The sequence below is a fragment of the Chitinophaga dinghuensis genome, assembly GCF_003259435.1.
GTDB classification, from domain to species: Bacteria; Bacteroidota; Bacteroidia; order Chitinophagales; family Chitinophagaceae; genus Chitinophaga; species Chitinophaga dinghuensis.
Genome location: NZ_QLMA01000004.1, coordinates 121,731 through 136,991 on the forward strand (window position 1 = coordinate 121,731; position 15,261 = coordinate 136,991).

The 15,261-nt window shown below is 46.2% G+C and carries 8 protein-coding genes; 5 read left to right on the forward strand and 3 right to left on the reverse strand.

Annotated features, from left to right (window positions below):
- Positions 1-10: 10 nt before the first annotated feature.
- Entirely contained in the window at positions 11-2,251 is a 2,241-nt protein-coding gene (locus CLV59_RS12720; RefSeq protein WP_111592426.1) for a glycosyl hydrolase family 95 catalytic domain-containing protein, read from the reverse strand.
- A gap of 82 nt (positions 2,252-2,333) precedes the next feature.
- Between CLV59_RS12720 and CLV59_RS12725 the strand changes: the two genes are divergently transcribed.
- The 5 genes from CLV59_RS12725 to CLV59_RS12745 all read left to right on the forward strand — a co-directional run bounded on the left by CLV59_RS12725 (position 2,334) and on the right by CLV59_RS12745 (position 10,434).
- A complete protein-coding gene (locus tag CLV59_RS12725; protein ID WP_111592427.1) occupies positions 2,334-2,921 on the forward strand; it encodes an RNA polymerase sigma factor in 588 nt (195 codons plus the stop codon).
- Between the two features lie 97 nt (positions 2,922-3,018).
- Entirely contained in the window at positions 3,019-4,173 is a 1,155-nt protein-coding gene (locus CLV59_RS12730; protein ID WP_111592428.1) for a FecR family protein, read from the forward strand.
- Between the two features lie 94 nt (positions 4,174-4,267).
- A complete protein-coding gene (locus tag CLV59_RS12735; RefSeq protein ID WP_111592429.1) occupies positions 4,268-7,852 on the forward strand; it encodes a SusC/RagA family TonB-linked outer membrane protein in 3,585 nt (1,194 codons plus the stop codon).
- Positions 7,853-7,862: 10 nt separating this feature from the next.
- Positions 7,863-9,212 (forward strand): RagB/SusD family nutrient uptake outer membrane protein, encoded by a 1,350-nt coding sequence (locus tag CLV59_RS12740; RefSeq protein ID WP_111592430.1) that lies wholly within the window; start codon positions 7,863-7,865, stop codon positions 9,210-9,212.
- Positions 9,213-9,222: 10 nt separating this feature from the next.
- Positions 9,223-10,434: a thioredoxin-like domain-containing protein gene (locus tag CLV59_RS12745; protein WP_111592431.1), complete on the forward strand. Its 1,212-nt coding sequence runs from the start codon at positions 9,223-9,225 to the stop codon at positions 10,432-10,434.
- 124 nt (positions 10,435-10,558) lie between these two features.
- On the opposite strand, the gene CLV59_RS12750 is transcribed toward CLV59_RS12745, so the two are convergent.
- Positions 10,559-11,989, reverse strand: a complete 1,431-nt coding sequence (locus tag CLV59_RS12750; RefSeq protein WP_170137734.1) for a RagB/SusD family nutrient uptake outer membrane protein — start codon at positions 11,987-11,989, stop codon at positions 10,559-10,561.
- A gap of 11 nt (positions 11,990-12,000) precedes the next feature.
- A complete protein-coding gene (locus tag CLV59_RS12755) occupies positions 12,001-15,066 on the reverse strand; it encodes a SusC/RagA family TonB-linked outer membrane protein (protein WP_111592433.1) in 3,066 nt (1,021 codons plus the stop codon).
- Positions 15,067-15,261 lie beyond the last annotated feature (195 nt).

Here is a 15,261-nt window from a genome sequence, read left to right on the forward strand (position 1 = left end):
TAACATATTTTTATCCAGGATATATTGTTATTTCATTTTTCCCTGGTTCGAAGGAAAGGAGACCATTTTTCAATTCGTATTTAAGTGGACTTCCTTTAAACTGTACTCCCCGAAAAGGCCATTGGATATAGATTTTACCAGATTGCTGTCCGGAAATTTTCACCTGGTTCAGCAGACCATTTTTCCTTGCTGCGGATATGGTCCATCCGGATTCCGTGCGAAGATGCTCGAAGGAGAGGTTTCTCCAGGAAGCAGGAACTGCCGGAAACAACGTGATAATGTTTTCATTTGTTTGCAGCAGCATTTCATGGATACCTTGTGCAAAAGCAAAGTTTCCTTCCAGCGTAAACGGATTATAGGTGAACCCTGAATACTGTCCTTTCTTTTGATCGCCGTTTAGATGGAAACTGTTCATTCCAACGAAGTTGGAAGCGAATTTCCGTAGCATAACGGCTGCGCTGTCGCCATTCCCTGTTTGTCCATAGAGATTAGCTGCCCAGCTGAAAGAATAACCTACCCATTCCCTGGTTCCTTTTTTCTCCAACCATGCAAGGGATCTGTCTATAATGGATTTGTCTTCCGGATGAGAATAGGATAATACCTTCAGCGGATATATTGCCATAAGATGGCTATGATGGCGATGGGAGTGTACTAAATCCTGTCCTGGCGCTATTGTAAGGCCGGTACTATCTGTATTGAAAGCGGGATATTTTTGTAGTTCTGCCAGGATAGCGGCATTTGACTGCCCACATGCTGCGGTGATGGCTGCATATTTTTCAAAGAAGAATCTTACCAAAGATAAATCGTAGTTCGTGAATTGAGGGAACCAGGCGGAGATATCGTTGTCATTGAATTCAGGAGCGGAGCTGAGTGGGTGTTTATATTTCTTACTAACAGGATCGGTTATACGAATACCACGGAGGTATGTCGCTACGGCATCGAACCAGGGCTTGCAACGGGTGAGCAGGAATTGTTTATCGCCGGTATATTTCCATTGCCAGTAGAAGTGCTGGGACAGCCATGCTGCGGTAGTTGGACTCATAGAATATTGAATCCAGCCACCCATGGGTTTTCCGGAGATGGTATTTACTCCGGGTACGTTGAGTCCTTCTACGCCAAAGTATTGTTTGGTCCAGCGTTTACTTTCAGCTTGCGTATTCCAGAGCCAGTTGGTGAACCCGGCAGTAAGATCTGTATGATTGGCCGTATAGCCGGGCCAGTAGCTCAATTCGGTGTTCAGGTCGTGGTGGAAATCTCCTTTCCATGGCGGAAGCTTGCCATTGTCGGCAGTCCATACCGCCTGAAGAGAGATGGGCGGCGTATTATTCCGGGCCACACAGCCGAATTTGTACATGTCCAGGTAATATTGTTTTTCCAGTAAGGTATCTGGGATATGAATAGCAGAACGATTCCAGAAATTTTTCCACCAACCTGTATGCTCCGACCAGGATTTGTGTAGGAAATTATCCGTTAGCAGGGGAGCAGTGGCGGTTTTAGAATTAGAGATCATCCAAACGCCTATGAGTTTATTGCCGGGCAGATGTTTCCAGGATACCAGTACTTCATAGTATTTCCCGGCGTAGGTGGGTTGGTGATAGACCAGCAGATTGGGCTGAGATTTCAAGGCGCCTTTTGCGTAGCCTAAGCGTTGGAGGCTCTGGCCTTCTACCGAGTTCACCGGGCCGGCATGATCAGGACTTGTATACTCCGGCATTCTGATCGCAGGAACGAAAGCGGAGGGAATATTGTCTCCCGTAAAAATGCCGTACGACTGACTGGCATGTACGTATGTGGTAAAGGTACTTCCATTGGAGAACCTGATCGTATTTGAAGCGGTAGTTATATTCAACTCGTTAGATACAACTTTTCCCAAAGTGGAAATATCGAATTCGATAGCGGCGCCGGGAATTTTGGTAGGCGCGGGATTGGCTTCATATGGCTCGTCGCCGAGGGCTTGCACGGTATCGTATTGACGTAGTTGTACCTGTTTGGTCACCCAGGAAAAGGTAAGTCGATCGATTCCGGGCATAGGGCGATCATCCCATAGATCTGCCCGGTCAAGGGAAAGTCGGAGGTATTGCTTGTTTTGCCAAACAAGCGCGCCCACCATACCATTCCCTAAAGGCATGGCATCGTACCAATTGGTAGCCAGGTGATCAAATTGAAGGTGATGCGTGGGCAGTTGCTGTGCTATAGCGCCTATGGGCAAGCTATAGAGGAGTGCCAGCAGGGCATGCCTTTTTAGTTTCATTGTTCGCGATTTAGAAGGTGGAAGTTGGAACAAAATAGGTAAAAAAAGAGATTTACCTGTAATTTTTACTATTTTTAGCCGAATGCAATCACCATCACATTCCGAAAGAGCACTGTTGCAACTGGTTTCCGAGGGAAACGAGCAGGCCTTTTCTGCGCTGGTGAAACAATATCGAAGTAATATTTTTACCACCGCCTTGCAGTTGCTGCATCAGCGGCAGTTGGCAGAGGAAGTATTACAGGATGTTTTCCTGAAAGTATGGTTACAACGTGCGGAGTTGCGGGAAGTGGAGAATTTTCCTGCATGGTTACATACAGTGGCCAGGAATACCATTTACACGGCTTTCAAGCGTTCGCTGAAAGATAAAATGTTGCCGGTAGGAGATGCGGAAGAACATCTGGATGCGGGTTACAACACGGCAGACCCTTTGCTGGAAAAGGAATATAATACATTATTACATACAGCTATAGAAAGATTGCCGGCCCGGCAGCAGGAAACGTATCGTCTGATGAAGCTACAGGGCTTAAAAAGGAACGAAGTGGCTGCACTACTTGGTGTCTCCCCGGAAACAGTAAAATATAACCTGGACGAAGCCAGCAAAAAGGTGCGGGCATATTGCCTGGCACAACTGCCACTAGGCGCTTTACTACTCCTCCTGAATATCCGCTAAAATTTTTTTTCAATCATCCCCCCCAAAGCATATTGTTTAAGAGACAATATAATTACCGGCATTTAGTGTGCTGATATATTACCATTTTTTAATAGCAATGCGAGCGGATATCTTATTTCAAAAAGTACTGGACAATACTGCTACCGAAGAGGAGCGGAAGGAACTGTATCGTATGATGGAGATGCCGCTGGGCGCCCAGGCAGTACATACGCAAATAGATCTGTTGCTGGCGGCCGACAAAGATCTCCAGGATATCAGCGACGCTGAGATGGAATCCATGTTGCATGCGATTTATGCCGCTGAACCGCCGGTAAAGAAAAAACTTACACCAACCATTCTCCGTATAGGCGCCTGGGCAGCGGCAGCAGCAGCGGTTTTGTTGATGCTAACCTTGTCGCCAATATGGAAAACTGAAAAGTCGGTCTTGCCTGGAATACCGGAGATGCCCGTGCTGCCAGGTGGAAACATGGCGGTATTAACGTTGGCAAATGGTCAGCAGGTGATATTAGACAGCGCGGGTCAGCAACATATCGCGCAACAGCAGACGATGCTGGTACAACAGCGTGGGCAACTTATATACCAACAACAGGGTAATACTGCTGCCAGTGGTTATAATACCTTAACGACTCCTCGTGGCGGACAGTTCAAAGTGGTATTGCCAGATGGTACTACCGTTTGGCTGAATGCCGCTTCCAGTCTGCGCTATCCGCTGGCATTCGGGAAAAAGGAGCGTACGGTGGAAGTAACCGGCGAAGCTTATTTCGAAGTGGCAGGAGCTGCGAATACGCCGTTTAAAGTGAAGACTGCCGGGGATCAAACCATTGAAGTATTAGGAACCGCCTTTAACGTCAACGCCTATACGGATGAAACAACCATACAAACAACGCTTGTCAGTGGCGCCATAGCGGTGAATGACGGAGAAGAACGTCGTCAGTTGCAACCAGGGCAGGCAGCCGTAACACATATAGGTAAACATGGAATTGAACTGATACCACATCCTGAAATAGCACAAGTGACCGCCTGGAAAAATGGCGTATTTGATTTTAATAGAGTGCCGCTGAAAGCCGTTATGCTACAGCTTTCCAGATGGTATAATATAGAAGTAACCTATGCAGATCATGTGCCGGACATCACCTTCTGGGGACGTATGGACCGGAATCTGCCACTAGCCGATGTATTGCTGATATTGGAGAAATCAGAAGTACACTTTAAAATCGAGAGCAATGGAACGAAGTTAATCGTCATGCCTTAATTTTTTAAATGACAGTCATCTAAATAAAGCTGGGATAGTAAGGCCAACTATCCTGGGCCAATTATTTCTGTAAAATCAACCAAACGCCGCTACCATGAAGTTTAAAAAGGTCTTGCTAACACTTACGCTGGCACTGCTGTTTGCAGCGGTCCACGCACAGACCGTCACCATGAAGGTAACGAATACGCCATTGGAGAAAGTATTCACCGACGTAGAGACGCAAACAGGTTTTAATATCGTTGCCAACTACGATATTATCAGATCTGCCAAACCGGTTACCGCTTCGGCCACCAGTATGCCTTTGGAGAAATTCCTGGCGATGGTGTTGAAAGAGCAGCAACTGGATTTTTTTATTCGCAGTAAAACGATTACGATTACACGTAAACCAGTCAGTAACCAGAAAATAAATACAACGCCTGCGGCGGAAATGGCCATGGTTTCCGGCGTGGTGACGGATTCTGCTGGTCGTCCGCTTCCTGGCGCTACAGTAGCTGTTCAGGGGAAAGGCGGAAATGTACCCGCTGATGCAGACGGCCGCTTTCAGGTGAAAGCAGTAACAGGAGATCAGTTACTGATTTCATTTGTAGGCTACAACCCGGTGCAGCTGAAAGTAGCAGATGCTTCTACGCTGATTTATGTTGTACTGCGTCCTGCAGTTTCGCAGCTGAACGAATATGTGGTGGAAGTGAATACAGGGTATCAAAAGCTGAAAAAAACGCAGTTGACAGGAGCTTTCGCAGTACTGGACCGTAAGTCCTATTTGCAGAGTGTACCCGTTACCGGTAATATCGTGGAGAACATGGAAGGACGCATTGCAGGATTGATGCTTAAAACCAATCAAAGCAATAACTACGATCCTTCCAATACCAGTCCCTTTACTATCCGCGGTGTGTCTACCTTTCAGGCGATCAAGAAACCATTGATCGTACTGAACGGATATCCTACAGAGATTAATATTGATGCGCTGAATCCTTATGATATAGAATCGATTACCGTGTTGAAAGATGCCGCTGCTGCCGCAATTTATGGCGTTCGTGCATCCAATGGCGTTATCGTGATCAATACCCGTAAAGGAACGAATTCCAAACCGCAGTTCCATCTGAACGTTGCTTATACCTACCGGCCCAAGCCAGATTTCAACAAGTTAGGCCTGGCTAAAGGAAAATCCTTCGTGGACTTCGAAATGGCATATGCCAGAGATTATTACATCGCCAGTGGAATGGATAAAGATTATTTCGATATGGTAAACGGCACTTATACGCCCGTTTTCAGTATCGCGGACGATCTGTATTATGGTCGTATCACACAGGCGGAGGCCGACAAGCAATTGCAGCCTTATATCGATTACGATAATACAGCGGATTATAAACGCCTGTTTATGCAAAATCAGCAATTCCGTACAGTGGATTTCAGCATGAACGGAGGCGCAGATAAATCCAATTATTTCCTGGGAGTGAACAGAGTGGATAATATGCGCAGTAGTAAATATTCCGATTTTGGAAAGACGACCTTCAACTACAAAGGGGCATATGATTTTATGAAAATATTCACCCTGGATGTGCAGAGTATATACGCACATATGAAGGATGAATCAGTACCTGTACCAGACTATACTTCTTTCCGCCCATATCAGCATTTTCGCGATGCTTCCGGGAATGCACTGCGTACTTATCTGAATCCCTGGAATGATGCATATTTCGGCTTCGATAGCCAATGGGGTACTATAAGTCCTGAACGCAATGCCGCTAACCAGGCTATGGGCTTATATGATGGATACTATTATCCTTACCAGGAAATGTTTGAATCCAAGAACACCATTCAAAGTGATATCTTCCGTTTACAAGGTAATGTGCGTGCTAAGATAACGCCTGCACTGCATTTTGAACTAGGCGGAGTATATGAGAAAGAGTTGGGTACCACTACCAACTACGCTTCTGAAAATGCTTATCAGACAAGGCTGATGTTGAATTATTATGCCGACAGAGACCCACTAACGGATAAGCCTATATTTCGTTTTCCACAAGGAGGCGTAAATAAAACCACTGAACGGCAAACCACTACTTATACTGCCAGGGCGCAGCTTACTTATAATAAAATGTTTGGCGATCTGCATGATGTATCTTTGCTCGCAGGTACAGAAGTGCGCCGACTCACCACCAACTCCAGACTGAACACTACTTTCGGATACGATAATAATACGTTGTCCATGAAGCCCGCTGATCTGAGTCTGATCGGCAACAGAATGATTTTCCCTGCCTATGCGGATGAACTGGCACAGTTCGGAAGTTACCTGGACGACTATACGTCGTTTTCAGATTTCTTTCATGAATCTTATTATGATGATCGTTTCGTATCGTGGTATGCCAATGGCGCGTATACGTATGATAACAGGTATAGTATCACCGGTAGTTTGCGTATAGACCAGTCTAATTTATTCGGATCGGACCCTAAGTTCCGCTATACGCCTTTATGGTCCACCGGTTTCAGCTGGAATGCACAGAATGAGGCGTTTCTGCGGGATGCTACCTGGTTGAATGAATTGAAACTGCGATTATCAGCCGGTTACAATGGAAATATTATCAAACTGAGTGGCCCGTATACCATTCTTGCGCCGAGTCTGAATAACTATATACCGAATGCTACCATCGGTTATGCTGTGAGTACGCTCAGCAACAATCAGCTGCGTTGGGAGAAAACATTGAATTATAATATTGGAGTAGATATGGCGGTTTTAGAGAGACGCGTGTCTGCCAGTATCGATTATTACATCAAACGTGGGCAGGATATTTTTTCCAGCTTGCAAGTAGATCCTACCAAGGGTTTTAACAATGCGTTACTGAATAATGCCACTATAGAAAACAGAGGGTTAGATATCGCTGTAAATACGGTGAATGTAAAATCCGGCAACTTCAAATGGCAAACGCAAATTACCGGTTCCTTCAACAATAGTAAGGTATTACAGGTAGCAAACCAGTACGCAGGATCGAATAATTTTACGAGGGTGACTTATCCTTCGAATGTAGTGGGATATCCCATCAGTGCTGTATTGGCGCATAATTACCTGGGACTGAATGAATATGGACAACCAACTGTAAAGGGAGACGATGGTAAACCATTGGTATTATCCTTTACGCCGCTACAGGATGTGTCTTTCTCTAATCTGCGTTACATGGGAGTAAACGATCCCCGTTATGCGCTGGGGTTGAATAACCAGTTTACGGTGCATGATTTCAGTTTGAATTTTCTGCTCATGTATTATGGCGGTAATATCGCCAGGATAACGCCTCCGTCTATTTATAGCGATCGCCCGCTGAGTGGAATTGAAAACTACTGGAAGCAACCTGGAGATGAACAACATACCGACATTCCTGGATTTTCTGCTCCTTACGGCGATCCTGGCTATTTCACTACCAGAACAGGTTATGAGTATGCCGCTAAGTTTTTCCGCAAAATGGATTTCATCGCGTTGCGAAATGTGACGCTCACCTGGGATGTGAATCCTAAGCTGGCAAAGAAAGTACATCTCATTCAGCCTAAACTGATCTTACAGGTACAGAATCCTTATAAGTATGTTTTCAGCGGTAATGATGTAGATCCGGAAACGCTCGACTATACCTCTGGTCGCCGTGGTTTGCCGGTAGTGCCTTCCTATACCGTTTCATTGAATTTAAACTTCTAAAATCAGCAGTATGAGAAAATATTATGCAGCGTCTCTGATAGCCTTGTCCCTGCTGGGTGTTTCCTGTAACCGTTTCCTGGACGTAAAACCGAAAGGAGTTATTATTGCCAGTAACATCAATGATTTTGACGCATTGCTCAACAGTGCGGATCTGATAAATAATTCCAGCCTGGTGAATCCTATGATGGTGACAGATGATATCGTAGATGTCACCTTTAATCCATCTAATCAACAGTCGGCCTCCGGCAATGTATACTTCTGGCATCCTTATATCAATGCCTCCGCACAGAGTCCGAGTATCTGGATTGATTACTACAATGCCATTGTGAACATGAATGTGATCACGGAAGGCGTGATGCAGGCTACCAGCGGAACGGAGCAGAAGAAAAAGCAACTCTATGCAGAAGCGCTGGTGTCAAAGGCTTTCAGTTACTATCAATTACTGACATTCTTCTCGCCGGGATATGGCAAAGGCACGGCGCATCAGGTATATGGCGTACCATATATGACTTCTACAGATATCAGTCAGCCTACGCCAGCGCGTCCATTGCTGGATGATAATCTGAAACTGATTATTGCAGATTTGAAGCGGGCAGTGACAGATTTAGAGTATGTAACGCCCAACAATACACGTGCAGGGAAATCAGCCGCATATGCCTTACTGTCGCGCTATTACCTGTATATGCAGGAATATCAGCTGGCAATGGATTATGCAGATTCTGTGATGAAGGACGAACGTTTATATCTGTTGGATTATAATAATTATCTCAAGACGCCATTACCTAATACTACTGTGAGTCCGGAGGAAATATATGTGCGTTACACCAATAATCAAACCTACCGATATTCCGCGGATTTATTGCAGCAATATGATACGGCGACGGACCTACGAATCCGGTTGTTTGCGAAGCGTAACACCACTGGAGACACCCGTATTCTGTCATTCAATAATTTCTTGTCGTATAACCCTAACCGTGGTATTACCTATGCAGAAATACTGTTGAATAAAGCAGAATGCCTGGCGAGATTAGGCGATACCGATGCCGCATTGGATATAGTGAATACCATCAGGGAGATGCGTTTCAAACCAAAGGATCTGCAACGCTTATCAGCGAATACAGCAGCCGAGGCGTTGACCCTGGTATTGGTTGAGCGCAGGAGAGAGCTGGCCATGAAAGGAGCGCGTTGGGGCGATATGAAGAGGCTCAACCAGGAAGGACGTATGCCGGCCGTTAATCGTGTAGCCGCCGACGGTATAACGGTACTGGGTACACTGAAACCAGGTAGTCTGCAATATACTTTCCAGATTCCCTTGCAGGTGCAGGCTTTTAACAAAGACATGCCATTAAATCAACAATAATTTCTGAGAGATGATGAAGCAATCTATATTATTTTTATCCGCTGCATTACTTGTCGGTAGTGCCAGCGCACAGAAGACCTATCGTATACAGGGATCTGTTCCCGGTGCAAAAGATGGCTTGAAAGTCTATCTGACAGACGATTTTCAACAAGGGAAAGGCGGCCTTCATGATTCTGCTACCATTAAAAATGAGCAGTTTGAATTGAAAGGAAAGGCCGCCTGGGGTTTTAGCAGACATGTTTCCTTAATGGTGGATAAGAACCCTGGCGTTCCCCGCGACCGAAAGATGGTACGCTTTTTCATGGGAGATGAACAGGTGAAAGTCGAGTGTTGTATGGACAGTTTACCGGGCTATTATTACAATACCGGCGGACGTATGGAGAATGTGATCATCACAGGCTCCAAAGACCAGGAAATCTATCAGCGCTTCCGGGAGCAGGTGAAAGCACTGAGACAGAAGAACAGCGAGCTATACGATGCTTATCTGAAGGAGTATCATATTCCTGCTGCAGATGGAACGTTTAATACGGCGCGTGGAATAGAATTGTCCAGAGAATTAGAAAAGACAAGGCAGGAGCTGCACAGGCAACGGATGGAATTTATGAAAGCGCATAAGTCTTCTGTTGTATCCGCCTATTTAGCGGTAGAAATCCTCGGTAGTACGAATTCGCGGTTTACTGCAGCCGAGATAGATGCGATAGCAGCGATTCCTGCGGCTTCCTTGGCAAATTCCACCATCATGAAAGAGGTAAAGAAAATGGCTGCCACTGCAAAAATCACTGCGAAAGGCAAATCCTATATCGATATTCCTTTGATGGATAAATCCGGTAAAACGGTGCAGCTCTCTAGTTTGATAAAACCCGGACAGTACAATATGCTGGAGTTCTGGGCTTCCTGGTGTGGTCCGTGCAGAGCGGAAATTCCACATTTAAGAGAGCTGTCTAAAACAGTTAGTGACAAGGATTTTAATATCATCAGCATTTCTATTGACGAGCGTAAGGCGGATTGGGAGAAGGCCATGAAAGAAGAACACATGGAATGGACGCAGGCATGTGATCCTAAAGGCTGGGACGGTCCTGTGGCACAGCGTTACAAAGTGCAGGGTGTTCCATTTTCCATCATCCTGGACCCTGCTGGTAAAATAGTGGCCAGTGAAGTGCGGGGAGCAGAGCTGGATCTGGTAATGAAGAATTTGCTGGGAGATAAAATCACGGCATTTTAAGGAGTGATAGTATGAAATGCAACAGGGGCCCCCTTTTTAAGCCCCTGTTGTTTTATTTCAAGTCAGTAGAAACTGTCCTGGTTACCGTTTGTTGTATGTCCTATTTTTCCGTAATCACTCTTTACTACCAACCGTTATTGTTAGGTCTTATGTTCGGATTGCTGAGTATTTCTGCCTGTGGTAAGGGCAGGTAATAATACAGCGTACCTGGGTTTAACGACAGCTGGCCATCCGGGCCCGTGTCTCCCGCTAGCCTGTTTACCGGTAATCCCCAGCGTTTCAGGTCAAAGAACCGATGTCCTTCATAAGGTAACTCCAGGTATCTTTCTGCTTGTATAGCCGTTTTCAGCGATGCCGCATCTGTGAATGTTTCTGGCGTATATCCTTCAATTCGTGTAGCCCTTAACGTATTTAATTGTTCCGCTGCTTCTGCTATCCGACCCAGATTGGCATAGGCTTCTGCGCGGATCAGGTACATTTCTCCCGCACGAAATACTTTGACATCATTTCTGTTGGCGGCGCCATCTTCTCCGGCATACTTCGCGATTACATCTGGTAATTGCCCATCTGCGGCAAGTTCCGGATCATGATCGAAGTAGGCATCATAACGGATATCGTTTTCCTGGTCGTAGGCACGGAGTAACTTTTGTGCAGGAGCAAAGTAAACAATCCCCAGCTCTGCATTCTTCCAGATATCTCCCGGACGTAATGGGCTCTGATTGGTACGTTTCAGTTTAAAGATGACTTCTGCATTGTTTTTATCTGTCCATATGCCCGGGAATTCCTTTCTGTCGGCCAGTTTGGTGTCCGTCATGGCTTTATCTGCATTTTGCAGGGCGGAAGTCCAGTTGTTGGTATATAGGGAGACGCGGGCTTGTAGCGCATACATGGCCCCCTTGGTCATACGGGTGATATCGGTCGACTCCTCGCTGTTTTCCAGCGCTGTTGTCAGGTCCTGTTCCAGTGCGGTGAAGAAGGCCGCTACCTTTGGCCTGGAAGGTTTCGCGTTGATATCGCTGCTGGTTACATAAGGTACTGCATATGCTTCGGGGTTATAGACGCCCGTGCTGCCATACATTCTGTATAACTCGAAATGTTCAAACGCCCTGATGGCCAGCAGTTCGCTTTGCAGGTGAATTTTCTGCTGTTCTTCCTCTTTATTTAGTGTAGGCGTTTGCGGTAGTCCTTCCAGTATTCTGTTTACCCGATTGATCACCTGATAGGCATTCGTCCATGGGGCAATTATCTCCGGATCATACCCGGTAAACGACCAACGGAAGAGATTTTGGGCAGACCCGTTTACACCGGCATTCTTGGTCCCTATCATACATTCGTCCGCAGTTACAGCGCCTATGCGTAAGGTGTATTCAGGTTGCCAGCCGGCGTAAACGCCCAGTACTGCCCGGTTTACAGTGGTCATTGACTTGAAGATATCTTCTCCGTCTACCTGATCGGTAGGTTTAATATCCAGCATTTTATTGCAGGAAGAATGGAAGACAGGTAGAGACGCCAGACATAAGATGAATGACCAGTTTCTTATAGTAGTGTATTTCATTTTTTCCAGTATTAGAAGGTTACATTTATTCCGCCGGTGATAATCCGGGGCATAGGATATTCGTACTGCGCGATGTCGTTCGCATCTTCCGGATCGAAGCCTTTCCATTTCATAATAGAGAAGAGGTTCTGGCCGGAGGCAAATACTTTCAGGTTTCTGATAGCTCCTTTGGTGACGCCATCTACGGGTATGTTATAACCGACAGTGATGTTACGTAACTTGATGTAATCCGCGCTGGTGATGTCTCTGCTGGTGAAGTAGGTAGCATACTGTGCACCTGGATATTGACTGATGTCGCCTGGTTTCTGCCAGATGTTCAGCATATCTTTTGACTGGCTGTATCTTCTGTATGCAGCGCTGCCGGAGTGCGCATAAAGGTCCGGATAATTGAGTCTGGACATACCATGAATGAAGCTCACCAGGGTAGACAGTTCAAATCTTTTCAGTCGCACACTGATGGTAGCTCCGCCGATCAATGGTGGATCGTAGGTGGCTTTCATCGGAACGGCATCATCCGGGTTATAGATATTGGTTTCTTTACCGTCTTTGTCGAGGTATACAGGAGCGCCTGTTTGTGGATCTACCCCTTTCCATCTTACAGCATAGAAGCTGCCCAGCGGTTTGCCCACCATGTTCATGGTGGCTTCGTCTGCGAACACTTGCTCTTCGCCGCCGAGGCTGAGGATTTTATTTTTGTTGTAGGCCAGATTTACACCTAATGTGAGGGTGAAATCTTTTTGTTTGATAGCATCTCCTTCCAGCATGAGTTCCACGCCTCGGTTTCTCACTTTACCGGAGTTGGTGGCAAGCGTGGCAAACCCGGTGGTGAGAGAAAGGTTACGATTCACAAATAATCCCTGTGTAACGCGATTGTAGAAATCAATCTCACCGCGGATTCTGTTATGCAGGAATCCGAATTCCAGACCTGCATCGCTGATGCGGTTCATCTCCCAGTTATAGGCCGGATTACCTGGGGTTATGGGCACAAGTGTTTTGTTACCGTTGTAATCTGCGGAAGCATATAAGGTACGGAAGCCATAGTCGCTGGTAAACCCGCCTGCGTTTCCGGTGAGACCGTAGCTGGCGCGCAAACGGAGCGTACTGAACAATTGTTGTCCTTTCATGAATTTCTCTGCGAGTACATTCCAGTTGCCGCCGAATGCGTAGAACAGTTTGTAACGGTTTTCAGCAGGTACCTGTGAAGAGCCGTCTCTGCGCAGACTGGCAGTAAACGTATAACGGTCGTCGTAGGAATAGCGGAACAGCGCTATCTGTGAGATGAGCAGGCGGTTCGGCGTCGTTTGTCCGAATACGTTAGGGATGAAATTGTTGTCGCCTGTACCGGGAGTGATGCCGGAAGGAGTATTAGGTAATTCTGCTACCAGGCCGTAGCCGGTGAAACCGAAACCGCCGCCGGTGATTTTGTTGATCTCTGCCAGCAAGTTGGCTTCGATTTCATGTTTATGATTCCACTGTTTGTTGTAGCGTAATCCGCCGGTTCCTACCAAACCGAGTCGGGTATTGAGTCCTCGCTGATAGGAGCCCTGGTTGCCATTGCTGACCAGTTTACCATACCAGGAATCGGGATTCAGGTATTCAGTCGTATTATTCTGTTGAAAATCCATACCTACCGTACCTGTTAACTGTAATTCCTTCGTAAGCTCTACTACTTCATTGAAAGAGATAACGCTTTTGATCTGGTTATCTTTTTTCAGACTGTTGGCATAAGCGTCCAGGGCGTTGGCGCCATAGTTGCCTACGCCGGGCTTCCCGAAAGGCGATTCATATGGCAGCGCGTAATACAGGGCAGCAATGGGATTTTTCTCTGTGATACCGCCGCCGCCAACAGCAGCGCCACCTTCTTCCGCCACGCCTTCATCCTGGATGTATTTCACGGTGGCAGTGGAAATGCCAAGATTTAAAGTAGACTTAAACCTGCCGCTACGGTTTTGGATATTGGCGCGCAGACTGTATCTCTCTAAACCTGAATTCAAAGCAATACCTTCCTGGTTGAAATAGGAGCCAGAGAGATAGAATACTGTTTTATCATTACCTCCGGATATATTCAGAGAGTGCGATTGTGTACGACCTTGTCTTAATAATTGTTTTCTCCAGTCTGTGTTGATGGTACGAAGACTATCCAGGTATTGGTTACCGAAGGCATAGTCTTGGTCCGTTTTAGGCATTTCTACCCCATTCACAATTTTATTGGGATTTTTGGAAGAATAAGCCCAGCCTGGAAGGGTAGGGTCCTGCAGGATTTCTTCAAATTGAAGGCGTTGATTGGTATTCATCATATCCCATTTGGAGCTGTTTAATGCAGAGATACCAAACTGATTGCGGTAGTTCACCCGCACTTTACCATCTGCGTAGGCTTTCCCTTTTTTAGTGGTGATAACAATTACGCCGTTAGCCGCTCTGGAACCGTATTGAGCAGTGGCGGCTGCATCTTTTAATACATGTATGGTTTCAAAATCTTCCGGATTGAGTGCTGCGAAGGAATTGTTGGCAACAGGAACGCCGTCCACTACAAACAGCGGATTAACATCGCCGTTGATAGAGCCTAAGCCACGGATAGATACCCTTCCGGCTTCGCCTGGTTGTCCTGTAGGCGTACCTACATAGAGCCCTGGCGCTCTTCCCTGTAACATCACGTCGAAAGAGGCGACGGGCGCTTGTGTGGTGACATTGGCAGGAACGCTGGTAATAGCGCCGGTAGTTCTGGATTTACTTTGTTGGGTATATCCTGTGATCACGACGCCGGAAAGCGCCTGTGATACCGGCGATAAGTTAATATTCAGCTGTTGTGTGCCGGCCTGGATGGCTACCGATTGTTCGCTATAGCCCATGAACGTAAATAATACCTGTTTGGCCACGGCTGGTAGCTGAAGGTTGAATTTTCCATCAGCGTCTGTGACAACGCCAGCGCTGGTTCCTGGAATAGCTACAGATACTCCGGGCAATGGTTGCCCATTGAGAGAGTCGGTCACTGTACCCTGTAATATGCGGTGCTGTGCAGCTACTTTGTCTGATAGCATCAGCAGGGTACTGAGTAAGAGTGTAAAGTAAAATTTCATAAGAAATAATGAGTGTTATGCGTAAGCAGATAGGCTGTTGAATACGGAGGCAAAACTAGTAGGGGGGTATAAAAGCGATATTAAATACGATCCTGTAAACCGTTAGAAAGTCATTAAGAAATTCTAATGCGGCGGTTACTATCCATAAAAAAACTCCCGCAAGAATGCGGGAGTCATAGGTTATTCGGACATTAA

Excerpts from the sequence above, each read along its gene's own strand:
- CLV59_RS12720 (WP_111592426.1), bottom strand. The coding sequence starts at position 2,251 with ATGAAACTAAAAAGGCATGCCCTGCTGGCACTCCTCTATAGCTTGCCC.
- CLV59_RS12725 (WP_111592427.1), top strand. The coding sequence starts at position 2,334 with ATGCAATCACCATCACATTCCGAAAGAGCACTGTTGCAACTGGTTTCC.
- CLV59_RS12730 (WP_111592428.1), top strand. The coding sequence starts at position 3,019 with ATGCGAGCGGATATCTTATTTCAAAAAGTACTGGACAATACTGCTACC.
- CLV59_RS12735 (WP_111592429.1), top strand. The coding sequence starts at position 4,268 with ATGAAGTTTAAAAAGGTCTTGCTAACACTTACGCTGGCACTGCTGTTT.
- CLV59_RS12740 (WP_111592430.1), top strand. The coding sequence starts at position 7,863 with ATGAGAAAATATTATGCAGCGTCTCTGATAGCCTTGTCCCTGCTGGGT.
- CLV59_RS12745 (WP_111592431.1), top strand. The coding sequence starts at position 9,223 with ATGATGAAGCAATCTATATTATTTTTATCCGCTGCATTACTTGTCGGT.
- CLV59_RS12750 (WP_170137734.1), bottom strand. The coding sequence starts at position 11,989 with ATGAAATACACTACTATAAGAAACTGGTCATTCATCTTATGTCTGGCG.
- CLV59_RS12755 (WP_111592433.1), bottom strand. The coding sequence starts at position 15,066 with ATGAAATTTTACTTTACACTCTTACTCAGTACCCTGCTGATGCTATCA.